The organism is Histophilus somni 2336, assembly GCF_000019405.1.
Classification (GTDB): domain Bacteria; phylum Pseudomonadota; class Gammaproteobacteria; order Enterobacterales; family Pasteurellaceae; genus Histophilus; species Histophilus somni.
Window position 1 is genome coordinate 1,326,077 of the sequence record NC_010519.1, and the last position, 22,895, is coordinate 1,348,971.

Here is a 22,895-nt window from a genome sequence, read left to right on the forward strand (position 1 = left end):
TCATTTAATCCCATAAACTCAATGTATTTTTGTTGGTGGTCGTTTGTATATCTTCACTATTAGGCAAGATAACGACGGTACCAATGGCGAGGATTGGTAAGTTGGCTAATGTTGGGTTTAGCTCCAATACGTGTTCTACTAAGCCAAGCGTTTTCCCAAAATAACGATAGACAATGCTATCTAGTGTGTCGTTTTGTTTTGCATAAACCATTCTTGCCATTAGATTAACTCTACTATCATTCTGTGTTGTCCTACTATATCGCGGATAGCAAAGCGTCCGTCACGTCTTAAATCATCTACGCTTTGTTCAAAGTCCTGTGCTTTTTCCGCCCCTTGTTTGGTGGTGTCGTATGAGCGATAGCGTTCGTTTAAATTGGCTAAGGCGAAACAATACACCGCTCTTTTGTAGCGTTGTATTACGATATTTTCGCCGTTGATTTTTTCGTCATCCATGTCTTCAAGGCGATGAATGTGTTTTTCTTTTAGGGTTTTTTGGTAATGTTTTAAGGCGTTGTTAGCGGTTGCTATGGCTTCGATAACTTCCATTTTCAACCGTTCATTCGTTACCGTTCCGTCTATTCGCATTGCATTTCTTACATCAAGTAAATGAATATCAGGGAAAAAGCCGTTGTTTTGGATTGTTTCGTTATCTGTTGCTTGTTCTTCCGCCTGTCGTTTTAAGTCGTCCATGGCGTAATTTTTGACTTTTTTGATGGCGATGCTGTTATGCATGATGTTCCTTTAACTGTAAAAAAGCGAGGTGAGGAAAGTGATGAGGCAAAAAACCTTTACTTTCCGCCTCGCTTGGCTTGTGCTAGGTTGCTCTGTTTCGTGTTCAGCGGGGATTTTCTTGCGTTAATTGTTTTCGCAATTTTTTTACATCCCCTTGAACGCCAATATTTAAATTCAGTTCTAATGCCTTTTCCAAGTAGGCTAAGGCGGTTTGCGGTGCTGATGTGAGCTTTAATAGTCCGATTTCTCTATAAAGTCTCGCTCTACTTTCATCCGGTATATCTTGGTCATCAGTGAGGTTCGCTACTCGTTCTAAATAAGCCACGTCAAAAGGGCGGTTAAGTTTTTGTGCAATTTTGGCTTTATCAGCAAATTCTTCCGCTAGGGCAGAACATAAGGTGCGGTTAAAGTTTTCGGGTAATACTAATCCTTGATGTATAGCATAGTCGGCAATTTGTAATGCGAGGTGATATTGCTCACAGTCTATTGACCAAATTAGCCATGTCATTAAGACGTTATCTTGTTTGCCACTTGCACTACTTAACGCTCCCTCTATCCAAGGTAAATAATCCGGTAAAATGTTCTTTTTGTAGTCCGCTTTTAACGCCATAGAATGAATTTGTTTTAAATCCTTTTTATGGCGTGCAAGAAGATACAACATTCTTTCGTATTCCGTCGCTTCGCTAAGTATGCGTTCTTCTTGCATATGTGCCTTTTTCGCTGAAACTTCTAGAAAATGCCTTCTTGTTGGACGCATTCACACTTTCCTTATTCAGCTTTTTTCGCTTTGATGTCTTCAGGGGCGTCTATCATGTTGATATTTTTTAACAATGCCACACTTTCATAGTTTTCGACGACAAAGTCATCATTAGAAGAGGTGTAATCTTCATAGCGGTCATATTCTGCATTATCTTTTAATGTTCGACGCATTGCCCCTTCTTGGTAATAGATTGACAGGTTATCAAGTCGGGTAATTAAGATGGTGCCTTTTGGTACAAAAGGGGCTTGAACGGCTTGTAATCCGCCCACTCGTTTTGTACTCATAATAATATCACCGGCAACTTGTTCACTCGCCTTGCTTTGATTGAGCAGAGGGAAGTATTTATCAGCCAGCAAATCACGGCTCATAATGGCGACTAATTTCGTGTCATCTTGGAATTGAGGTGCGATTAAATCGCTGACAGCAGAAAACACAAGGGCATCTAAATTTTTGTATGTTTTTCCTTCCCCGACTTCAATTTTTCCGCTGGACTTTTTGTCTTCTGTCATGACACGTTCAGGTGCATTGTCTTCAATTTTTTTCAACCAGCCTACAGCGACATCTTGTAATAATGGGTTTGTCTTTCTGTTAGAGGTTGCTGCACGACTTGTTCCGTTAAAACCGATCATAATTCTATCCAGTGCCATGCGTTCGGCTTTTAATGTGCCGATGCGTTTAGCGAAATCAGGGAATTTTGCCCACATATCCAAGATGGCATATTTGAGATGTGTATCATAGTTAATTTGTTGGCAGTGATACGGAATTTTGTTTAACGCATGAATGGCTTGCGTTTTACGTCCTGTCGCATTGGTATCTGTTGTTCCTGCAATGGTACCTGATACGCCTAACCCTAAGATTTCACCTTGTTGTTCATCTACCGGTACAATGTTGATCAGTTTTAGGAAATCCGAGCTTTCTTGTACTGCATTTTCAAGACGTTGCTGTACACTTGGCGTCACATTAAATTTCGCCCCTCTTGCAATTCTTGAGAAATCCTCTTGGTTATCGTTTGAAATACCTTGAATGTAATTCATTAATGTTTGTGCGGTGGTTTTTTTCATCGTGTTTAAGTCCTGATAATTGATTAAAAGAAACGTCCATCATTCATACTATCGCCACTAATTAAAGGGCGTTCGGTATAGTTGGTATGCGGTTTTTTTTCTAACACGGCGAATTTTTCGCTGTGTTCGTTTGTTTTTTCTGTGTATTCATTTAGCGTTTGTTTTAGCGTTTGATTTTCCGTTTCAAGTGCGGTGGTTTTTTGATGGAGATGTTGTACTTCTTTTGAAAGTAACATGACCGCTTGATCTATATCGTTAAAACGTTGTTTATCTGTCCGCTCTTTTTGGCTAAACATCGCTGTAATGCGTTCAAAGAGAGTAGGTTTTTCCGGCTCCACGTCGTTAAATTCTAAGCAGACTTCTACGGCTTCAGTAAACAAATTTTCTGTTTTTAATTTGCGAGCATTAAACGGATTGGCTTTTGCTGTTGCTGCAAACTGTAACATTTCCGTCCCTAAACTTGCCGGGTTATCCGTGACTGCAAGACCTACTAAATAGGCTTTTCCTGTGTCGCTGAAATTGATATCGATTTCAATTGAGGTATACACTTTTTGACGTTTTTTGTTTAACGCAATGAGTTCTTCTGTGGGGTCAATTTGTGCTAAGAGTTGTAATTTTCCTTCGCTTTCTTGGGTTTTTAAGGCGATGACATCACCGTAAGCTTGAGCGTGCGGTTCTTCTTCTCGGTAAAGATAAGATTTGATGTGATCTATATTAATACGTGCTCCATAGGTTTTAGGATTATAGCTTTCTGCCATTTGTTCAATCCAAACTCGTGAAATATTACGTCCGTCTGTGGTCGCCCCCTCGGTTGCAACAACAAACCATTTTGATTTGTATTTTTTCATGGGTGTATTCCTATTTTTTCTTTTCAATTTGTTTTTATACTGGTTGATTTCTTTTTTCTTGTCATTTGCTTATCAATGTTAATTTTTTTTTGACAGTTTACAGGGGTCATGCATTTTCTTGGATTTCCTTATTATGCTGTGAGTGAGAATTAAGGATGGATAGATGATTGATATAACGTTAGACAGTAAGCGTGAAAGCCGTTTGCTTTATTTTTCAGGTTGGCGGATTACGGATATTGCCGACAAATTAGGGGTGCCTATTTCCACGATTTCAAGTTGGAAAGACAGGGAGAAGTGGGATGATATCGCCCCTGTCGGTCGGGTTGAAAATACCTTAGAGGCGAGATTGAATTTACTTATTTTAAAAGAAGATAAAACCGGTCAGGATTTTAAAGAAATTGATTTGTTGGGTCGCCAAATGGAAAAAATGGCAAGAATTAAGAAATATTCCAACGGTGGCGGTAATGAGGTTGATTTAAACCCTATAAAAGCTCAAGCGTTTACCTAGGCAAACAAAATAGAAATGGAAATAATGGAAAATTTATACCAAGATGTAGCTAACATACCATTTGAGCACGTGATCGACAGATACCTAAACGAAGTAACATCACAAAAAAGTAGGAGTAGAGTGTTCCGAAATAATCACATCATCATTGATTACTTTTACCGATATTTTTTATTCACCTTAATTATTCTACTTTTCAAAAGATTGTTTATAAAAGAAAGCCTGTTTTCACAGGCTTCCTATTTATCTCATTAGAATGTTAGCTCTGCACTAAGTTTGAAGTTACGTCCCGGGGCATTGAAGCGGTTTAAACCTTTGCCGGTGACGTAATCAATTTTATTGCTTGTACCAAATTGTCTAATTGAACGAGCAGAATCCCAAGTGACATATTTACGATTAGTGAGATTATAAACACCAAATTGTAAGATCAAATTTTTGATTGGTTTGGCATAAGCGATTACATCAACCAAAGTGTAAGCATCACTTCTCCATCTAATAGAGCTGTCAGTGGTAACATTAGTATTACCGATGTTGGTAGGATTAGTTATTTTTTCTTCATTTTGTGTTTCTCTCCACGTATCATTATATGTATCAGATGCTTTTTTAGCGGCAACACGAGTTACATATAAATCCACACCAAATTTACCATTTGTATTATGATAACTTAGCCCATAAATGCTTGTTTTTGGCTGAATAGCATTCATTGGAGCGGTAATATTAATAAATTCATTTGGGTTTGCAGGGTTTAAATACTCTTTAACTTTTACTCGCCCTTTTTGCTTACTAAATTTATAACTAAACTCAAATTCACTTAAGGCTTTATGCAAAATGCTCAAATTTAAACGAGCGTTAATCTCAATCCCACTCGATTTAGCGGATTCTCTGTTTATATTTTGTCTAATTTCATATGGAGTTTTACCACCATTTGAATTTTTGTGATATCCAATCGTTCTAGCAAAATCAATGAAGTTTTTATATTTCGTTTCAAAATAATTGAAGGTAATAAAGCCGAAATCTTTATAGAAAGTTAGTGCGATTTGATTCGTTTTAGCTAACTCTGGTTTTAATTGAATATTAGGTACAACATGCAAGGTATCTCCATATTTAGGGTTAAAATCCCCCATTTTAAATGCGAAATATATTTCATCGGATGTTGGTGCTCTAAAGCCTTTTGAGTGTTTAAATTGTAAGAGCATAAAATCAAAAGGATCTGTGTTTACACCCAAAGAATAAGAATGTGCAGCAAAACTTTTTTCTTTAACAAAAGCATCAATATTTGCCTGATGACGAGCTAATTTATTTTTCTCTGCGATTTTTTTATTTTGTACAACAGCTTCATTGTATGCTACTACAGAATCATCATATTTACTTTTTTCCTTATTATATTCATTTACTTTCTGATAACCATAATCCGAAAACTTAGGTTCAGGTAATTTTTTTGGTAGCTCGACTGGTTTATATGGATCTTTAAAATCATGAGCGAATCCACCGACAATATCATCTGGAATTTTTGGGGTGACACCGGCAGTATAGCTAGGCTGATATTTAATTTGATCATAACGATAGCCCAACTCGAAACTAATACGATCATTCAATTTAAAATCATCCGCAAAATAAAGGGCCCTTGAAGTTGCTTTAACAGGAACTAAGAAAGAGAAAATATTGCTTTTACCACATAGACTAGAATAACTTGTTTTACAATTCTCTGGATACAATGCCCACCATTTGACATTGATAGCTGAATCGCCCGATTGATTAACCATTTCTTTTTGGGATTTAGACAAAGAGCCACCGTAACTTATATTGTGATCCGTTTTCCCTAATATAAGATATTTTGTGAAATCTAAATTAAATTGTTTGGTGTTTGTGTTCAAAGAGCGGTCTGTCCAAAGATTGGTGTTATGCCCCTTAGATGAAGGTAAAAATAATCTATCTGAATGTAATGCCTCACCACCGATTTTTAATATCGCTAAGTTACGCTCTTTATCTACTTTAAATCCCAATCTTTTGGGCTGATTGTGTTCATCAATAACGGCTATTGTCGAGTCACCATCTCTATCTTTGTCTTTGGTATCACAACTAATGCCATCACAAGATAATAAAAGAGGTGAATTTGTTTGGTATTTCTCAATCCACTTACTGTTTTCCTTGAGAGTTAAGTCAGAATAAACTTGACCATTTGAAATTAATTGCTCCGTAATTATTGTTGCATATATAGGTATCCTACACTTATCAGGGTGTTCAGAAGAGATATCTTTATAACAACTTGTTACACTAGTAGGAACATCCTTTAAAACTCCTAATTTTTCATATTTCTCTTTTATATCATCAGGTATCTTCTCGTTCCAAGTATCAAATACATCTTGACTAACATATTCATAATAAGTTTGTTTCTGATTTGAATATTTATATGTAATAGGATTTCCATCTTTATCAACTAGTTCATTATTTTTGTTGTATTTAATTCCCAATGGGTTTAATGAGCTATTACATTTATCATTCCCATCACAATAATCTTCATTTCTAGCTCTTGTTTTAATTTTTTGCTCAGAATAAGTAAATTTCATCGTATCCCATAAAGGATTGCTAGAATAATTTTCATAAGAGAATGCATAGTTGGTTCGTTTTACCTGATCATTATTATGACGATATTCAAGTTCGGGAGGATCATTTGATTTTTGGAGACCGGTTGCTTTTAATGTATAGGAAAGATCTGCTCCTTTAGAGCGACTATCATATAAATCGGCGGTAACAGTAAAGCGATGATTTTCTGTGGGTTGAAAAGATAATTTTAGTAATGTACTGTCTAAATGTTTGTGATAAGGATCTGCTTTTTCTCTTCTTTTACCTTGTACTGCAGCATCAAAATGGTTATAACCATAGTTCTGTAGTTCATGACCATCACGTTTTGTTTTCACTAATAAGGCATCAAACCATTTATAACGACCGGCTAAAGTCATGGAATCTATATGCTGACGATCCGCACTGTTGTAACCTTTTTTGTAAGAAACATACCAGTTTTTCTCTGTGAGAAAATCTCTAGCGTCTTTAGTTTTAAAAATGACAGCACCACCTAATGCACCGCTGCCAACTTTGAGTGAATTGGCTCCTTTAGCAAGTTGCACTTGTTTCAGAGTTTCAACTTCCGCTCCATTTCTCGTATTATTAAAATTACCATAGCCTTCAAATAATTCTTTAAAGCCCTGAGAACTCAACGTTTCCGCTTGGTGTAAACCATCTATCGTAATGGCTACTCGGTTTTCATCAACACCTCTCATTGCATAGCCACTGGTACCAAAGCGTCCTTTCTCTACAGCAGTGATTCCCGTTTCATAACGCACTAAATCACGAGCATCCTGCACTTGTTGACGTTTTAGTTGTTTTGCACTTTTAATTGTTTCGCCGACCTTTTTTTGTTGTATATCTTGGTCATCTAAATCTGATACAACTTTAATCTCACCTAACTCCGTGATAGTTGAGTTAGTTTGAGCCTGAGAGGGGGGGGAAGTGAGCCATAAACGGACAATACCATTGTGGCTACGATAGAGAGTTTTATTTTATGAGGTGCATGAATTTCAAACATATTTCTGCCTTGCATTAAAAATTAAGTATTTTGATGGCCTTCAACCAAATGAACGAAGCTCACTAAATCTTCATTACTTACTTGGAAAGCTTGACCAAAACCTTTTACAAATAAACCTTGAATCGGTTTAAAACTAAATAAATAAAAATCCTTATAAGTACTAATTTCATCAATTAATGCACCATGGCGTTCTCTAAGAACAGCAATACTTGCTTTCCATTCTTCGGTTTCACGTTCAATCACACGAGATGTGGCATCAAAAGATAAACGACGGCGAGCAAAAATCTCACGACTTTTACTTTCGTCTTCAATAAGCATTAAGGAAACTTTAGGTACTTCCTGTAAATTACGTGCGTGACGGGCAATAGTTGAAATAAAAACCTGATATTCTCCATTAGAAATGGCGAATGGGGCATAGCTCACATTAGGTGTACCATCTTGTCCAACGGTGGCTAACATAATGGTTTTGCTTTGTGCCTTTAATTCTTGAATTTCTGGGCCTAATCGATTTTGTAATACTTCTTGACGGTTTGTTGCTGTCATTTTGATTTCCTCGTTAATTAAATAAATTGCTTAAATTTTTCTACTTGGTGCGGGAATAACTGACGTTGTTCATCACGACCAAGATAGACCTTAAAAATGGTTTGTCCGTTGTTAGCAATAAAGGCGATGTTGTAACTTTCTTTGCCTCTAAATGGCAAACTGACAAATGCGATTTGGGCGAGATTGCTGAGTTTCAAATGGCCATGTAAGGTGCCTTCATTATCTTTCATGTTGAGGTTGTAATAACCACGCCCAACCATACCTGTTGGAAAACGATCTTTAATTTCAAAAATTGAACCTTCTTTTTCAATAATGGTTGTAAAAGTTCCCCATTCGCTAATTTCAGTCATAATTTCCACCGCTCTTTCAGCAGAGAAAATTCGCACAAATTCCTCAGGTAATGCACAAAGAATATTGCCTTCCGGTTGCTGAAAATGTTCCGCCATCTCAAGCGTGATAGAAAGAGGGTTTTGAGCAATGTAATCTGCGATTTGCTGTTTTAATGTGTGCATATAAGTTTTACTTAAATTAGAAATTTCATTTCATAAATGATAATTATTCTTAATTGTATTTGAATTTATCTACTTTGAAAAGAGGGGAGAAGTGGAGTTGAATCGATAATTATTATAATTTTTTAATTTAACGTTTTTTAGATACTTGAAGTCTAAAATAACAACCTTATATTACGAAAACTGCTACAAGAATTAAAAAATTATGGGAAAGAAAAAACGTTCAGCAAGCTCCAGCCGTTGGTTAAATGAGCATTTTAAAGATCCTTTTGTGCAAAAGGCACATAAGCAAAAACTTCGTTCAAGAGCTTATTTTAAATTGGACGAAATTCAGCAATCAGATCGTTTATTTAAACATGGTATGACGGTTGTTGATCTTGGTGCTGCACCAGGAGGTTGGTCGCAATATGCTGTTAGACAAATTGGAGATCTGGGGCGAGTAATTGCTTGTGATATTTTGGAAATGGATCCAATCGTCGGTGTTGATTTTTTACAGGGCGATTTCCGTGATGAAAATGTATTACAGGCTTTATTGGAGCGTGTCGGTGAGAAAAAAGTAGATGTGGTTATGTCTGATATGGCACCAAATTTTAGCGGTATGCCAGCGGTAGATATTCCTAGAGCAATGTATTTAGTTGAACTTGCCCTTGATATGTGTAAACAAGTTTTAGCAACAAATGGATGTTTTGTCGTTAAAGTTTTTCAAGGAGAAGGGTTTGATGACTATTTAAAGGAAATTCGATCATTATTTAACACAGTTAAAGTACGTAAACCTGAGGCATCACGTGGACGATCCCGTGAGGTATATATCGTAGCTATGGGTTATATGGGATAGAAATAACTGGTCTGTTGTCTTATTAATAAATAATAGCCAATTAATCTGATAACTTTAAATCCAAATAGATTTATAGTATCTTATGAAAAATTTTTAATTACTGAAATATGGAGTTCAAACCTTGAACGATATGGTGAAAAATATAGTCCTTTGGATCGTAGTCGCTGTCGTCATGATGACAGCCTATCAGAGTTTTAGTGGAAACTCATCAAATAACGCAATTGATTACACCACTTTTATTAGCGATGTAGAAAATAACCAAGTTTCAGCCACTAAATTTAATGAGGTCGGTGAAATTTTTGTAACTAAAAAAGATGGTTCAAAATATACGACAGTTCTTCCTACACCGTTAGAAGATCGTAAGTTATTAGATGATCTGATTAAATCAAAGGTGAAAATTGATGGTGCTTTGCCTGAGCAACGGGGATTTTTATCGCAAATTTTAATTTCTTGGTTTCCAATGATCTTATTAATTGGCGTTTGGTTCTTTTTTATGCGTCAAATGCAAGGCGGTGGCGGCAAAGCAATGAGTTTTGGTAAAAGTCGTGCCAAAATGCTAACGAAAGAACAAATTAAAACTACTTTTGCCGATGTTGCAGGCTGTGATGAGGCTAAAGAAGAAGTCGGTGAAATCGTTGATTTCTTACGTGATCCAAGCAAATTCCAAAAGTTAGGTGGTAAAATTCCAAAAGGAATTTTAATGGTTGGACCTCCCGGTACAGGTAAAACCTTATTAGCAAAAGCTATCGCCGGTGAAGCACAAGTACCATTTTTTACGATTTCAGGATCTGATTTCGTAGAAATGTTTGTTGGTGTAGGTGCTTCCCGTGTCCGTGATATGTTTGAACAAGCGAAGAAAAATGCACCTTGTTTGATTTTTATTGATGAGATTGATGCGGTCGGTCGTCAACGTGGTGCAGGTCTTGGAGGAGGGCATGATGAACGTGAACAAACCTTGAACCAAATGCTTGTTGAGATGGATGGCTTTGAAGGCAACGAAGGTGTAATAGTGATTGCGGCAACGAACCGCCCTGACGTACTTGATCCTGCGTTGACTCGTCCAGGACGATTTGACCGTCAAGTCGTTGTTGGATTGCCGGATGTACGTGGTCGTGAGCATATTTTAAAAGTTCATATGCGAAAAGTGCCTGTGGCGGATGATGTTGATGCAATGACATTAGCTCGTGGTACACCGGGATATTCAGGTGCGGATTTAGCTAATCTTGTGAATGAAGCCGCACTATTTGCCGCACGTACTAATAAGAAATTGGTTACCATGTTAGAGTTTGAAAAAGCAAAAGATAAAATTAACATGGGACCAGAACGCCGTTCTATGATTATGACCGATAAAGTGAAAGAGAGTACCGCTTATCACGAAGCAGGGCATGCAATCGTTGGTTACTTAGTACCTGAACATGATCCCGTACATAAAGTGACTATTATTCCTCGAGGACGTGCTTTAGGCGTAACTTTCTTTTTACCGGAAGGGGATCAAGTCAGTATTAGTCAAAAGCAACTAGAAAGTAAGCTTTCTACGTTATATGCGGGTCGTTTAGCTGAGGAGCTTATTTACGGTGAAGAAAATATTTCAACCGGTGCTTCCAATGACATTAAAGTGGCAACCAACATTGCTCGTAATATGGTAACTCAATGGGGTTTTTCAGATAAATTGGGACCGATTTTATATTCAGAAGATGAAGGCGAAGTGTTTCTAGGTCGGTCAATGGCGAAAGCTAAACATATGTCTGATGAAACCGCACATACGATAGATGAAGAAGTAAGATCAATAGTGAATCGTAATTATCAAAGAGCAAGACAAATTCTGATTGATAATATGGATATTTTGCATGCAATGAAAGATGCTTTAGTAAAATATGAAACCATTGAAGAAGATCAAATTAGGCAATTAATGAATAGAGAACCGGTTGTTGCTCCTGCAGGTTGGACTAATAATGAGTAAAATTTATTTGTAGTTTTGGCAACGTTTAGTAAAATGTTCCGACTATGTCGTAGGTTCTGATTTTTTAATAAGGGAAAGGGGTTGAAAGTCGGTAATGTAACAGAAGTAACCCCAAACAATTATTCTTTATTTTGGGTAGAGTATGACTTTGGGATTTTGTTACGAGACGGCGGAAGAACAGTTAAGAATATTGAAAAAAACATAATAATAGGGGCGATCTACTATAGCCCCTATTTTTATTGCAATTTAGATAAAGTTTATTTTTTATCGTTACTGAGTTTTTTATTGAAAAATAAATGTGATTAAAAAATATAAAGACTGAGAGTATAGTTATGAAAAAAATTTTTTTAAAAGAATTACAAATGATTTCTTTAGATATTTTGGATTATTTTCATCATATATGTGAAGCACATAATATACAGTATTCACTGGGGGGGGGAACTTTGATTGGTGCAATTAGGCATCAAGGTTTTATTCCTTGGGACGATGATATTGATGTATATATGCTGTGGAGTGAATACCAAAAATTTGTCTCAGTTTGGAATAAATTATCACATAATTTCTATAAAATATCTCCTATTGAAACTTTTGATGGGGATGTTGTGGGGGAAATGGCTAAAATTTATGATGAGAGAACTTATTTATCAGAAAAACATAGGGCAAGTCATATATTTATAGATATTTTTATTTTAGATTATGTGCCTAGTGATTTAGGTATTTTGTATAAATCTATGAAGAAGCATCGTAGATTAACACTTAGGTTTAAGTCTTTAAGGAAACGTTTTTATCGAGCTAAAGATAAGAGTGGTTGTAAAAAAATATTTGGTAAATTATCACAAATTTATTATGAAAAAATGCAAGCTAATCTCAGTCGATTAAGAGAAACGTACAATGAAAAAAACAGTGATAATATCGGTCTTTTTTTATCTGACTATGCTTGCTGGAAAAAATCTTATATGCCTAAAGAATATTTTCGGTCGTTTAAAAAAGTTAAGTTTGAGAATAAATATTTTTATGTAACGGAATATTATCATCAGCACTTAACAGATTATTACGGTGATTATATGACATTACCGCCGGAAGATGAAAGATCTCCTAAGCATGGAATAGAAGTATATTGGAAAGAGTGAGGTTACAAAATTTTATGGCTTATTTTTTTATCTAAATTAACAGCAAACAATAAAACAATAGATAACTTAGAGAAACAAAATGTTGTAAGTTAGATTAATTGAAGGACTGGATTTTGTATGTTAAATAGACCCAGTCCTTTTAGTTTGATACAAATAATATTTGTAATAAATTTCTGTAATTTTTATTTTTTAAAGATAATGTAGATCTGAAATAACATGTGTAATGCTATTAAAAGGTTAGTGGGGTGATACATTTTTTAGTTAATTGAAAAAGTATCACCTTCGTCCATTAGATTTTAGCCCGATTTTTAGGTATAGCCAGTAACATTGGTCATGTTTCCTATTATTAAAATTTCATTGAAATACTCATCTTAACATTACGTCCAACACCTGAAACTTTTTCACTTAGATAAGGGTTGTACTTGCGATTAAAGATATTGTCTATGCTTAGAGAAAGCTTCATTCCGTGTATTTTCTTAGGTTCCCATATGGCAAATAGATGATGTAATGAGTAGCCACTGGATTTAGGAAGTGACCAATACCCCGCATCCGGATCATTATCAATAGGTGATCTATCTTGTCGACGGAAAAACTCACCTTGCCAACCAATTGATATATTCCATTTGGGTAGGTTTGTACCTAATGTCATTATTGCCTTACGAGGAGGGATCTCTGCTATCCAATCTTTGCTTCTAGATTAACTAAAGGATGATCTGATATGTAAGCCCAGTCTAGAGAGACACTTTCGTCAGTCAGTTTGCGATATACCAGTTTCCTTTTCCAAGCAATATCTTCTCCCCATTTCTTTATGTCGGATATACTTGGTGAGGGTAAATTATCACGCATAGCGGCAAACGGTGTCCAACCGGAGTTATTGGAGCGTACAGCTGAAAGCGTAAATTTTTGCTTATCTGAAGGATAAAAATTGACTTTTAATAAATAGCTCTTATTGTCATTTTCAGAGTATAAGAAACGAGATCCGTCAGGGCGTTTTATGTTTTGACTATTACGAACGGTCGTGTAAAATAAGCCCTCCAGATTTTTTGCTTGATTGCGTAGAAAAATTGCACCGCTCCAAATATTCTGTTTATCATTCGTATGGTAACTATATTTAGCAAATCCACCTATATTTTGATTTTCATTGAGAAAATCGCTCGGATTTTTAGTTATAAATTTTAAGGTTCCACCAAATCCGCTATTCCCATATTTTGTAGAAAAGCTTCCTTTATCAACCTCCACCCGACGCAGTAATTCCGGTTCTATAAATACAGATCCTTGACGATATCTTTCAAAGTTTTTTTGTATCCCGTCTAATTCAATACGGACATCTTCACTATCACCAAATCCCCAATATTGATATTTTGACCTCCCGGTCTAGGTGAACCTGACATATTGACACCAGGCAAAACATTAACTAAGGCTGCGGCATTGTCAGCTTGCTGTCGGTCAATATTTTTTGTTAATAGTGTTGAACGTCCGATATCATACTGTTCATTTTGAACTAAGATGACAGGAAGAGCGTCGTATTGTTGAGCGATTAATTTGCTTGTATAAAACGTAGATGAAAGCAATATAGTGATGAGACGGTAGCATTATTGTCCAAACTTGATGTCGATAAACATATAGATGTTGAAATTAAGCTTGATGAGCTTGATTTGACAAGTGCCGAAAGTAAAGCGACTTATGCACAAATCAAGGAATATATATTGGAAAAATTTGATTTAAAGGTTTCGAAACTCTATATTGCACAGATTAAAAAGAAATGTGGAATTGTACTGAGGGAGCATTATAATAAATCAAAAAAAGAGAAACAGGTTATTCCACAATGCACACCGGAAAAAGAGGAAGCTATCATGGATGCGTTAAAGCATTTTAAAATGATTTAGTAGAAATGGAGGGTATTTATGAGATGGATAATAAAAATAATTTTGTTTCCAATAATATTACTTCTATCAATACTAATTTCTTTTCTAAAATTTATAATCAGCGTTAGTGGAATGATTTTAGGAATATTATCATTCTTAGTGGTATTAGGTTCGATTGCAGCACTTGTGCAAAAAGACACAACTACTTTTATTCAAGCACTGATAATAGCATTTTTGATAAGTCCCTATGGATTACCTAAAATTGCATTATGGGTTACAGCATATATTGAATTTGCAAGAGATAGATTGAAATAAATATAAAGAAACTAATGAGGCGATAGATAAAATACTATCGTCTTTTTTCATGCTAAAAATTGAAAAGAAAGGAGGCGACGATATGAGTATGTATTTATTTGATGAACAGCCTATTGTTGCAAATAAAGCATTAGCAAGAGCATTAGGGTTAAATGAAGCCTTAGTATTGCAACAGATAAACTATTGGATTGAGATAAATAAGAAGTCCGGTAAAAACTATCATGATGAGAAATATTGGACATACAATTCTATAAGGGCATGGCAAGAAAATGATTTTGACTATATGAGTGTTGATACAGTAAAAAGAACTTTTGCCAAACTTGAAAAGGCGGGTTATCTTTTGGTTGGAAACTATAATAAAGATCCAAGAGATAAAACAAAATGGTATACGATAAATGATGAAAAATTAGAAGAATTATATCTTGAATTGAATAAGAAAAAGCTGGAACATGAAAGAAGCATTTTAGAGAAAGAAAGTCAAAATACCATGCACAATGCATTAGGGCAAAATGCACCAATGCAATGATGCATATAGCACTGATGCATTCAATGAAAATCTACCAACGCATTATGGCAAATTGCATGAACCGTTACCAGAGATCCCGAGTATTCATCCAACTGATATTTTAATGGGCGTGGGAGTAGCAGTTTTAATTAAATTTATAGTCTATACAAAAGGTAAAAATGCAAAAAAATTCAGGCAGGGGAAAGAGTATGGATCAGCACGATGGGGAACTGCAAAAGATATTCAGCCGTATATGGATGAAAAGTTTCAAAACAATATCTTGCTTACTCAATCTATAAGGATAACGCTGATACAATCGTAGGTAACTGTGATAGTACCTTGTTTCTTGGTGGCAAGAAAGACCACATTAAAGGAACTTTCTGAAACACTGGGAAAAGAAACGATAGATTTATATAACACATCGGAAACAAGGAGTAATCAAAAGAGCTTTGGACTTAATTACCAAAAGACAGGTAAGGAGCTTATGAGCCAAGATGAGATTACTGTAATGGATGGTGGTAAATGTATCTTTCAGCTTAGAGGTGTCAGACCTTTTCTTTCAGATAAATACGATATTACAAAGCACAAGAATTATAAGCTCCTAGAAGATTATGATAAGAAAAATATCTTTAATATTGAAGACTATATCAAGAGAAAAGGTAAAGCCAAGCTTAATAAAAATACTTCAATTATAAGGCTTTAGCAGTTATTTTTACACTGTATGGGTATATTTGATATAATGATATATATACATTTTAAAATATTAGATAATATATCCTGAGGAGGTAAAACTGTGCTAGAAAACTTAAAGCTACTAAAAAAGGATATGGAAAGGCTTGATTGGACAATATGTAGTTTTATTTTTAACTACAAGGACATTGAGTATATCGTTTTAGTAAAAAGATTTGTTGAAAATGAACCAAGGAAAAATAAATATGCCTTGGTAAAATTACATTTTATGAGATCAAATGATTTGTCAAATGATTTGGTTTGTGAAGCAAATAGTCATAGTTTATTAGTAGATACAAGAACTATGAGAGAATACTTTGAAATAGAATATGCAGAAAATTTAGGTGACATATTAAGCCAGTTTACTGATTATTTTGGACGTTATATTCCTATTAGTGTTCCAAACCATATTTCTGAAATAGAAAAAATATCTATGGTAAATTCATTAAGTATAAGTGATGCAGAAGATCCAAGAAAGATATATTGTAGGAATGTAAAGAGAAATCCAGAGGGGCAAAAAAGAACCATGTTTAATGCAGATAAAGCAAAGTTTTTAAGAAAATCATTGTTTGAGCATTTTAAGGATGATAAAAGTGTAAGCTTTTGTTTTTCGATATATCCAGAAAAGGAAAATGATGATGCAGAAATATTGAAGAAATTTGCAATAAATAATTGATTATAATCTAGTTGATATAGCGACATAATAACATGATTTATTATTTTATATTTTGTGAAAGGAGTGTTTGCAATTGTATTATCAAGTTTTAGTTGAAATTAAAGAAAAGATTGGCAAGTCAAATCAAAATAAAGAAATTACAGTTTTAGATGTGGAATCAAGGGATGAGGTGTTAAATGATATAGTCATTCCATATCTTAACAATGAGGAATTTGTTTTTAATGGTTATATGTTAAATAAACGAGAAATAAATAGGCTGAAGGTAATGACAACGGAACAAACAGTTAGGTCGTTATCTCAATATGAAAATGATAATATGCCACAGGGACTTATAATGTATGTGTCACCGAATGACATACTTACATATGATAAATATATAACTGACGTAACCAAAGAATTACTTGATGAAGGTAAGAAAACACAACATACAATATTGGATAGGCATAAAGATGAAATAATAGGAAAAGATAAAAATAAAGTGTTTATTGTTCATGGAAGAGATAATGAAACTAAGCAAGAAGTTGCACGTTTCATAGAAAAGATGGGCTTTGAACCAATCATATTACACGAACAGTCAAGTTTGGGTATGACTATCATTGAAAAAATAGAAAAATACACAAATGTTGGTTTTGGAATTGTACTATATACTCCGTGTGATAAAGGTTACGAAAAAGATAGTCCTAAGGAGATAAAGAGTAGAGCAAGACAGAACGTGGTTTTTGAACATGGATTTTTAATTTCTAAATTGGGAAGAAATAATGTATGTGCTTTAGTAAAAGATGACATTGAAAAACCGAATGATATATCAGGGGTTGTTTATATAACTTTTGATAGTAATGGCGGGTGGAAAATACCACTTGCAAAAGAAATGAAAAGTTCTGGATATGAAGTGGATTTCAATTTGTTTATGTAATTATAGTAATGTTTTAAGCAGTAAGTCTAAAAGATAGATTTGCTGCTTTTTTATTACTCAAAATCAGGAGGCAAGATGATAAGGATCAGAAGTCCCACTAAGGAAACAATTAAATAGTATGAGCGTTAGCGATTGGAAAAGAAAAACTCCGGTCGCTTTTTTTATTGAAAAGAAAAGGAGAAATTTTTAAATGAAGCAAGAAATGATTAACATCAACGCCAACTTATTGGCAGAGCCTACTTTCTCAAGTTTTGAAAATGAAGGAGAGAAAGTGGAAGTTGCAAACTTCACGCTTGTAAAAAAGTACGGAAAGGGAAAGGAGTACATCAACTGTGCAGCTTATGGAGAAAAAGCGGATAAAGCAAAATCCTTTGAAAAGGGCGATTTAATTCATGTATTCGGCTACTTTAAGAAGCGTGAAAAAGAGGGAAGAGGAAGCTACGCAGAAAACAGAGGATAAGAGCTTAACGAAATCTCCCTGCTTAAAGTCTTTTGGAATATCACTCTTTTCTCCATAAGCGGAGCAATTATGATATATCTTGTTACCATCATCATCTTTGGATACTACGGAAAAATTCGCTACCTTGAAGGCTTCTCTGTTCTTATTTTCCCTTTCAACTACATCAACCTCTCCAACGATATTTCCGACAATATTGATAAGATTATCCTTTTCTTCCTGAACATAAGGTAAGTCTTTTATCTGTCCCTGTTCTCTTAAATCCTCAATCATATAGTCAAATTCCTCATGTAGCAAATTAAGGCTGTCATTGTCCATATAAGCATCATAGAGCTTGTCTAGAGCACTTTCATCATTGATACCTTTTTCCATGCTTATAATCGCCTTCATAAAGTCCTTGTGGTTATCATTTACCATATCTTCAATTTTATCTCTTATTGTTTTGTAATCCATATTTTTATCTCCCTTCATGGTAAAGGGGAGGTTGCCCTCCCCTTATCTTAAAAATTCCTGTTCTTTTGTAGTGTGTTTTTCTTCCGTTTTACTTTCTTCCTGATAAGCTCTTATCTGTCCTAAAATAGACGGCTTTGGTCAGATTAGAACTTCCGTTGATGATAAAGGCAAGGAACATACTAACATTAGAATACTTTCTTCAAAGCTCTTAAAGGCAAAAGAACAGATGAAAGGACAGGAAGAAAAGAAAGAATCTGTACTTGGAGCTATCAAAAAGTATCAGGCTGAAGATAAGGAAAAGCCAAAAGAAAAGAAAGAAGCAAACAAAGAAGCAGAGAGATAAATTTACGGTCGGTGTGGTCTTAGGACTGCACCGACTCTTTTTTGTTTGCAAGAGTTCGAATAAAGAGAATATATTTATGAAAAAAGTATATTTTATGGTATAATGTAACAAATATTAGTTTTCTTGAAGGGAGTTTGTTGAATGAAAAAATTTGATAATGAAAAATATCAAATATTAGCAAAAGATTTAATGGGGGATATTTTTTATTCGGAGACATCTAATCGAAATAAAATTGCTACCATTCGCCAGTATGCAGAAGTGATAGTGAGAAAAATTTTAGATATTGACCCAAGTCAAAAGATGACGATTGGTGCGAATGAAATATCTAAAAAAATTGATACTCTTAAAAATAGTAAGTTTTTAAAAGAAGCGTTAGAGAATATTAAAAAGGATGGTAATAAATTTACACATACTGAGTATTTAGAAGAGGTTACATCTAATGAATTTGATATAATTGTTGATAAGCTTTTGGATATGCTTTCTTTTATGCTTATTAATTATTTTGAAACTTATAAATTTGGATCAAGAAACGATGTTTTGCAGTCATTTTCATTGTTACCACCAATAGTACGATATAAGGTGCTAATATTTTTATACAGCAAATATCCTAACAATGTACATGTTGTTGATAAATTAGCGTTAGCAATTGTTAAAGCATTTAGTAGAGAAGAAGCCATTAGATGGACTGAGGAAGAAAAAGATAACCTGATTAATTTAAATGCGATGTCAGATAAGGGATTTGCTGAGATTGCAAAAAATAAAGGGATAGAAATCGCAGAAATCATTAGACTTAGTTTGCCTTATAAAAATATGTATGAGTTGTGTATTGATAAAATTATGAAAATCGGAAATGAAATAGATTCAAAAGGTCATTTATACATTGATTTTGAAGGTGCATTGCCGTATTACAAGCAATATGGAATTATAGATGAGGATAGTGAAGAAATAAAAGAATTTAATGATATTATGGATTTTTTATATCTTGGAAGAAGAACAAAATTAGACGATTTTATTAAACTAAAAGAGCCATATTTGGTTCTAAATGCAATTATAGAGGACGATAATATAGATGAGAGTATTTAGCTATAAAAGACTATTCAAAAAACTTATTGATTTAGATATGACAAATAATGAATTGATGGAAAAGGCAAAAATAAGTAAAAGCACATTTTACAAAATGAAGAATGGGCAGAATATAACGACGGATGTTTTACTTAGAATTTGCAATACTTTGGATTGTGGTATTGAAGAAATTATGGAGTGTAGTGATGAATATAGATAGTGAAGAATTTGAACCAATATTTATGGATATTAAGGAGCGATACCTATCAGGTGTAAATTTCCCCAAATTAATAGTTGGAACAGGGCTTTCTATTGCAATGAATATTCCGGGAATGTCAAAATTGGCTGAAAAATTGGAGGAATCGTTTGAAAGTATCGGTGATTTAGAGTTACAGAAGCAGTGGAACAAATATAAAGGGAAGATCAAAGATGAAGGATTAGAAGCAGCCTTATTAGATGTTTCAATAAGTGAAGAATCGTTTGTGGAAATAATTCGAGAGATAACGAGTGAATTTATTTTAGATGAAGAATATAATCAGCATCGTAATATATTAAATGAAATTTCCGGATTTGAAAAATTATTAAAGTACTTATTAGGAACTGTAAGTGTAAATAATCAAGTAATCGATATAATGACTCCTAATTATGACAGAATTGTAGAACTAATTTGCGATAAATTAAAACTATCAACTACATTAGGATTTTCGGGGAATATGTATCAAACTTTTAATGCAAATATACTAAAGCAACCTTATGATTTTTTTCTAAAAGCGTTCCTTTAGTAAGATTATTTAAGCCACATGGATCAGTTAATTGGATAAAAAAGAATGAGAGAGAATATCAGATTAATGATTATAAGTTACTAAAAGATAACAAGTGCTATATAGATATTATTACACCAGGCAGTATGAAATATAAGTCAGGAATGATTAACGGTATTTTTAGATGTCATAGGGAAATTTTTAATGAATTGATAACAGACTCTAAAAAGAATTTTTCTATATTTATTTATGGATATGGTTTTAATGACCAGCATTTTAATACAGTATTCGAGGATACTCAAAAGGATGTGGTTGTCTTGACAAGGACGATTAAAAAATCATTTTTAGATAGAGCAATGAAAAACGAAAACTGGACTTTATTTTATAAATATGAAGATAAAGAAGAAAATACAGAAGAAGGAAATTATATGGTATATAAAGGTAAAAAATATAATATAAATAAGGAATTGTGGGATATAAATGTATTTTCAGAAACTTTTTTAGGATAGGAGGAAATTATGGAAGATATTCAAAATTATTTAAATCAAGAAATTGGAGTTGTTCAAAATGTTGATACCAAGAAAGTATCTGTGTCAGTAGAAAAGGAAGAAATTTTAAATAGGTTAAAAATAAATGATATAGTTGTTTTATCTGGAAATAATGCAGATGAAAAACTAATTGGAATAGTAACTAGAGTAAGTAAAAAGAGAATTGACATCGATGATGAAGAAGCTGAAGAACAAGAATATTCATTTAACTTTTGTAATATAACTTTAGTAGGTACGTTTTATAAAAAACTGTCTTCAACTAAACAAAATATTTTTAAAAGAGCGGTGAATACTTACCCTGAAATCAATAGCAAGGTTTATTTGGCAGATGGTAAAGCTCTCTCTATTATTATGAACTCTCTTGAAAATGAGATATCTTCAGAAAAAAGATTAATTATTGGCAAATATGCAAGTAATAAAACGGTTGAAGCAATTTTGGATGGAAATAGATTTTTTCAAAGACACGCAACCATAGTGGGTAGTACTGGAAGTGGAAAATCTTTTACTGTAGCAAATATTCTTGAGAAGGCGAATGAGTTGGAACATGCTAATTTAATTGTTTTTGATTTGCATGGTGAATACAATGAATTAAGTTATGCTGAACAGATAAAAATTTGTGACTCTGAGGATGGGTTACATATTCCTCTGTGGTTTTTTAATTATGAGGAAATTCATTCTTTGTTTATTGAATCTTCTGAAGGGACATATACAAATCAAAGGGCAACAGTAATTAAATATATTTTAGAGCATAAGAAAAGGTATCTTGAAGAAAATATGACTGAATTTTCATCAGAAATAATTACAGCAGATACGCCGATTCCTTTTTCAGCAAAAGGGTTAAAAGCATATTTAGAGGATGAAAATATAAAGGAAGAAACAACAGGTGAAGTATATAAAACCGGAGATAAAAAAGGACAAGAAAAGACGAAACAAGGTCAATACTATGGGAAATTAACAAACCTTATTACGAGACTTCAGACAAAAATAGATGATAAAAAATATGGGTTTGTATTTAATGAGAATAACACTGGAAGAGCTGAATATTTGAAAGAATTTATTGATAAAATAATGGGGCTAGATAAAAAAATAAAAGTAATAGATTTATCAGAAGTCCCATCAGATATGTTACCTATAATAATAGGTATTGTAACAAGGTTGGTATATGAAGTTCAATTTTGGATGTCGCCTAAAACAGATGAGACTCGACATCCTATAGCCTTCATTTGCGATGAAGCACACTTATACATGCCAAGAGATACAACAAAATTGAAAGCGGTTGAGAACAAATCGCTGGAGATATTTGAAAAAATCTCTAAGGAGGGGAGAAAATATGGTGTTTCATTGGTGATTGTTTCTCAAAGACCTGCAGAACTAAATTCCACTATCATATCTCAATGCAATAATATTATAAGTTTGAAAATTACGAATGATAGAGATAAATCGGCAGTAGCAACTATGTTAACTGATTCATTGGTAGGTTTGGTTGAAACATTACCCAATCTTGATGTTGGAGAATGTATTGTTATTGGAGATTCGATTAAGCTACCTACTAAAATTATTTTAGATAAACCTAAAGAAGAACCTAAAAGCTCAACTATTGATTTTTGGGATCGATGGATAGACGGAAAAGGTACAGTTTTCGATATTGATGAAGCAATTAAGTGTATGATCAAACAAATAAGGTAAGAGGAGAATATAGAAAAGCTATCTCTCCATCTCCTTGCCCATATAAATTCCGTAATTTTTTCGTATCTTGTAAAGTTCGTCCATAGTAGATTTTGTAGAAGAATACTCTTGCATAA

Annotated in this window: 25 protein-coding genes and 2 pseudogenes; 17 read left to right on the forward strand and 10 right to left on the reverse strand. The window is 33.9% G+C overall.

Features of this window, described 5'->3' with window-relative positions:
- Positions 1-4: 4 nt before the first annotated feature.
- From HSM_RS06035 to HSM_RS06055, 5 genes are all read right to left on the reverse strand, one after another.
- Entirely contained in the window at positions 5-220 is a 216-nt protein-coding gene (locus HSM_RS06035) for a tail protein X (protein WP_012340346.1), read from the reverse strand.
- Positions 220-732, reverse strand: a complete 513-nt coding sequence (locus HSM_RS06040; protein ID WP_012340347.1) for a head completion/stabilization protein — start codon at positions 730-732, stop codon at positions 220-222. Before HSM_RS06040 ends, HSM_RS06035 begins: the two co-directional genes overlap by 1 nt.
- Positions 733-835: 103 nt before the next feature.
- Entirely contained in the window at positions 836-1,489 is a 654-nt protein-coding gene (locus HSM_RS06045; RefSeq protein WP_012340348.1) for a phage terminase small subunit, read from the reverse strand.
- A gap of 11 nt (positions 1,490-1,500) precedes the next feature.
- Positions 1,501-2,553, reverse strand: a complete 1,053-nt coding sequence (locus tag HSM_RS06050) for a phage major capsid protein, P2 family (RefSeq protein WP_012340349.1) — start codon at positions 2,551-2,553, stop codon at positions 1,501-1,503.
- Positions 2,554-2,576: 23 nt separating this feature from the next.
- Positions 2,577-3,401, reverse strand: a complete 825-nt coding sequence (locus tag HSM_RS06055; protein ID WP_012340350.1) for a GPO family capsid scaffolding protein — start codon at positions 3,399-3,401, stop codon at positions 2,577-2,579.
- Between the two features lie 163 nt (positions 3,402-3,564).
- Here HSM_RS06055 and HSM_RS06060 point away from each other — a divergent pair.
- A pseudogene (locus HSM_RS06060) lies at positions 3,565-3,885 on the forward strand (terminase gpP N-terminus-related DNA-binding protein); the annotation flags it as partial.
- Between the two features lie 272 nt (positions 3,886-4,157).
- Here HSM_RS06060 and HSM_RS06065 read toward each other — a convergent pair.
- The 3 genes from HSM_RS06065 to hutX form a co-directional block, all read right to left on the reverse strand.
- Positions 4,158-7,433, reverse strand: a complete 3,276-nt coding sequence (locus tag HSM_RS06065) for a TonB-dependent hemoglobin/transferrin/lactoferrin family receptor (RefSeq protein ID WP_075320246.1) — start codon at positions 7,431-7,433, stop codon at positions 4,158-4,160.
- Positions 7,434-7,510: 77 nt separating this feature from the next.
- The gene (hutZ, locus tag HSM_RS06070) at positions 7,511-8,032 is read right to left on the reverse strand and encodes a heme utilization protein HutZ (RefSeq protein WP_011608875.1); all 522 of its coding nucleotides are present in this window, start codon (positions 8,030-8,032) and stop codon (positions 7,511-7,513) included.
- Positions 8,033-8,049: 17 nt separating this feature from the next.
- Positions 8,050-8,544, reverse strand: a complete 495-nt coding sequence (gene hutX, locus HSM_RS06075; RefSeq protein WP_011608876.1) for a heme utilization cystosolic carrier protein HutX — start codon at positions 8,542-8,544, stop codon at positions 8,050-8,052.
- 202 nt (positions 8,545-8,746) lie between these two features.
- Between hutX and rlmE the strand changes: the two genes are divergently transcribed.
- The 3 genes from rlmE (at position 8,747) to HSM_RS06090 (ending at position 12,466) form a co-directional block, all read left to right on the forward strand.
- The gene (gene rlmE / locus HSM_RS06080) at positions 8,747-9,376 is read left to right on the forward strand and encodes a 23S rRNA (uridine(2552)-2'-O)-methyltransferase RlmE (protein WP_012340354.1); all 630 of its coding nucleotides are present in this window, start codon (positions 8,747-8,749) and stop codon (positions 9,374-9,376) included.
- Positions 9,377-9,506: 130 nt separating this feature from the next.
- On the forward strand, positions 9,507-11,336 hold the full coding sequence (gene ftsH / locus HSM_RS06085) for an ATP-dependent zinc metalloprotease FtsH (RefSeq protein WP_012340355.1): 1,830 nt from the start codon (positions 9,507-9,509) through the stop codon (positions 11,334-11,336).
- Between the two features lie 332 nt (positions 11,337-11,668).
- Entirely contained in the window at positions 11,669-12,466 is a 798-nt protein-coding gene (locus tag HSM_RS06090) for a LicD family protein (RefSeq protein WP_012340356.1), read from the forward strand.
- 346 nt (positions 12,467-12,812) lie between these two features.
- Here the strand turns inward: HSM_RS06090 and HSM_RS11285 are convergent.
- Positions 12,813-14,046: pseudogene (locus HSM_RS11285) on the reverse strand (TonB-dependent receptor plug domain-containing protein).
- Positions 14,047-14,061: 15 nt separating this feature from the next.
- On the opposite strand from HSM_RS11285, the gene HSM_RS06110 reads away from it, so the two are divergent.
- From HSM_RS06110 to HSM_RS06140, 8 genes are all read left to right on the forward strand, one after another.
- Positions 14,062-14,352, forward strand: coding sequence for a hypothetical protein (locus HSM_RS06110; protein ID WP_012340358.1), 291 nt, complete (start codon positions 14,062-14,064; stop codon positions 14,350-14,352).
- An 18-nt stretch (positions 14,353-14,370) separates the two neighbouring features.
- Entirely contained in the window at positions 14,371-14,646 is a 276-nt protein-coding gene (locus HSM_RS06115; RefSeq protein ID WP_041605090.1) for a CD1845 family protein, read from the forward strand.
- A gap of 82 nt (positions 14,647-14,728) precedes the next feature.
- Positions 14,729-15,172, forward strand: a complete 444-nt coding sequence (locus tag HSM_RS06120) for a hypothetical protein (RefSeq protein ID WP_012340359.1) — start codon at positions 14,729-14,731, stop codon at positions 15,170-15,172.
- Positions 15,156-15,473 (forward strand): hypothetical protein, encoded by a 318-nt coding sequence (locus HSM_RS11345; RefSeq protein WP_203414990.1) that lies wholly within the window; start codon positions 15,156-15,158, stop codon positions 15,471-15,473. Before HSM_RS06120 ends, HSM_RS11345 begins: the two co-directional genes overlap by 17 nt.
- Before the next feature lie 27 nt (positions 15,474-15,500).
- Positions 15,501-15,854 (forward strand): TraM recognition domain-containing protein, encoded by a 354-nt coding sequence (locus tag HSM_RS06125; protein ID WP_256692751.1) that lies wholly within the window; start codon positions 15,501-15,503, stop codon positions 15,852-15,854.
- 90 nt (positions 15,855-15,944) lie between these two features.
- The gene (locus HSM_RS06130) at positions 15,945-16,556 is read left to right on the forward strand and encodes a DUF6037 family protein (protein WP_041605092.1); all 612 of its coding nucleotides are present in this window, start codon (positions 15,945-15,947) and stop codon (positions 16,554-16,556) included.
- Positions 16,557-16,629: 73 nt separating this feature from the next.
- Positions 16,630-17,469 carry a TIR domain-containing protein gene (locus tag HSM_RS06135; protein ID WP_012340361.1) on the forward strand — a complete coding sequence of 280 codons (840 nt, stop codon included), beginning with the start codon at positions 16,630-16,632 and terminating at the stop codon, positions 17,467-17,469.
- Between the two features lie 190 nt (positions 17,470-17,659).
- Positions 17,660-17,929 carry a hypothetical protein gene (locus HSM_RS06140; RefSeq protein ID WP_012340362.1) on the forward strand — a complete coding sequence of 90 codons (270 nt, stop codon included), beginning with the start codon at positions 17,660-17,662 and terminating at the stop codon, positions 17,927-17,929.
- On the opposite strand, the gene HSM_RS06145 is transcribed toward HSM_RS06140, so the two are convergent.
- Positions 17,855-18,379 carry a hypothetical protein gene (locus tag HSM_RS06145; protein ID WP_431308817.1) on the reverse strand — a complete coding sequence of 175 codons (525 nt, stop codon included), beginning with the start codon at positions 18,377-18,379 and terminating at the stop codon, positions 17,855-17,857. The two genes, HSM_RS06140 and HSM_RS06145, sit on opposite strands and share 75 nt — an antisense overlap.
- A 484-nt stretch (positions 18,380-18,863) precedes the next feature.
- Here HSM_RS06145 and HSM_RS06155 point away from each other — a divergent pair, with 484 nt between their 5' ends.
- The 5 genes from HSM_RS06155 to HSM_RS06175 all read left to right on the forward strand — a co-directional run bounded on the left by HSM_RS06155 (position 18,864) and on the right by HSM_RS06175 (position 22,779).
- Positions 18,864-19,805 (forward strand): hypothetical protein, encoded by a 942-nt coding sequence (locus HSM_RS06155; RefSeq protein WP_012340365.1) that lies wholly within the window; start codon positions 18,864-18,866, stop codon positions 19,803-19,805.
- Positions 19,792-20,004, forward strand: coding sequence for a helix-turn-helix domain-containing protein (locus tag HSM_RS06160; protein ID WP_003033056.1), 213 nt, complete (start codon positions 19,792-19,794; stop codon positions 20,002-20,004). The genes HSM_RS06155 and HSM_RS06160 overlap by 14 nt, the downstream gene beginning before the upstream one ends.
- Positions 19,991-20,566: a hypothetical protein gene (locus HSM_RS11010; protein ID WP_012340366.1), complete on the forward strand. Its 576-nt coding sequence runs from the start codon at positions 19,991-19,993 to the stop codon at positions 20,564-20,566. The genes HSM_RS06160 and HSM_RS11010 overlap by 14 nt, the downstream gene beginning before the upstream one ends.
- Before the next feature lie 125 nt (positions 20,567-20,691).
- A complete protein-coding gene (locus tag HSM_RS11015) occupies positions 20,692-21,054 on the forward strand; it encodes a hypothetical protein (RefSeq protein WP_012340367.1) in 363 nt (120 codons plus the stop codon).
- Positions 21,055-21,063: 9 nt separating this feature from the next.
- Positions 21,064-22,779, forward strand: coding sequence for an ATP-binding protein (locus tag HSM_RS06175; protein WP_012340368.1), 1,716 nt, complete (start codon positions 21,064-21,066; stop codon positions 22,777-22,779).
- Positions 22,780-22,895 lie beyond the last annotated feature (116 nt).

Bases quoted from the DNA above. Each gene is read 5' to 3' on its own strand.
- HSM_RS06175 (WP_012340368.1), top strand. From the start codon at position 21,064: ATGGAAGATATTCAAAATTATTTAAATCAAGAAATTGGAGTTGTTCAA.
- HSM_RS06090 (WP_012340356.1), top strand. From the start codon at position 11,669: ATGAAAAAAATTTTTTTAAAAGAATTACAAATGATTTCTTTAGATATT.
- HSM_RS06140 (WP_012340362.1), top strand. From the start codon at position 17,660: ATGAAGCAAGAAATGATTAACATCAACGCCAACTTATTGGCAGAGCCT.
- hutZ (WP_011608875.1), bottom strand. From the start codon at position 8,032: ATGACAGCAACAAACCGTCAAGAAGTATTACAAAATCGATTAGGCCCA.
- HSM_RS11010 (WP_012340366.1), top strand. From the start codon at position 19,991: ATGAATATAGATAGTGAAGAATTTGAACCAATATTTATGGATATTAAG.
- hutX (WP_011608876.1), bottom strand. From the start codon at position 8,544: ATGCACACATTAAAACAGCAAATCGCAGATTACATTGCTCAAAACCCT.
- rlmE (WP_012340354.1), top strand. From the start codon at position 8,747: ATGGGAAAGAAAAAACGTTCAGCAAGCTCCAGCCGTTGGTTAAATGAG.
- HSM_RS11345 (WP_203414990.1), top strand. From the start codon at position 15,156: ATGCACCAATGCAATGATGCATATAGCACTGATGCATTCAATGAAAAT.
- HSM_RS06055 (WP_012340350.1), bottom strand. From the start codon at position 3,401: ATGAAAAAATACAAATCAAAATGGTTTGTTGTTGCAACCGAGGGGGCG.
- HSM_RS06120 (WP_012340359.1), top strand. From the start codon at position 14,729: ATGAGTATGTATTTATTTGATGAACAGCCTATTGTTGCAAATAAAGCA.
- HSM_RS06115 (WP_041605090.1), top strand. From the start codon at position 14,371: ATGAGATGGATAATAAAAATAATTTTGTTTCCAATAATATTACTTCTA.
- HSM_RS06050 (WP_012340349.1), bottom strand. From the start codon at position 2,553: ATGAAAAAAACCACCGCACAAACATTAATGAATTACATTCAAGGTATT.
- HSM_RS06160 (WP_003033056.1), top strand. From the start codon at position 19,792: ATGAGAGTATTTAGCTATAAAAGACTATTCAAAAAACTTATTGATTTA.
- HSM_RS06145 (WP_431308817.1), bottom strand. From the start codon at position 18,379: ATGGATTACAAAACAATAAGAGATAAAATTGAAGATATGGTAAATGAT.
- HSM_RS06040 (WP_012340347.1), bottom strand. From the start codon at position 732: ATGCATAACAGCATCGCCATCAAAAAAGTCAAAAATTACGCCATGGAC.
- HSM_RS06045 (WP_012340348.1), bottom strand. From the start codon at position 1,489: ATGCGTCCAACAAGAAGGCATTTTCTAGAAGTTTCAGCGAAAAAGGCA.
- HSM_RS06155 (WP_012340365.1), top strand. From the start codon at position 18,864: ATGAAAAAATTTGATAATGAAAAATATCAAATATTAGCAAAAGATTTA.
- HSM_RS06035 (WP_012340346.1), bottom strand. From the start codon at position 220: ATGGCAAGAATGGTTTATGCAAAACAAAACGACACACTAGATAGCATT.
- ftsH (WP_012340355.1), top strand. From the start codon at position 9,507: ATGGTGAAAAATATAGTCCTTTGGATCGTAGTCGCTGTCGTCATGATG.
- HSM_RS11015 (WP_012340367.1), top strand. From the start codon at position 20,692: ATGAAATATAAGTCAGGAATGATTAACGGTATTTTTAGATGTCATAGG.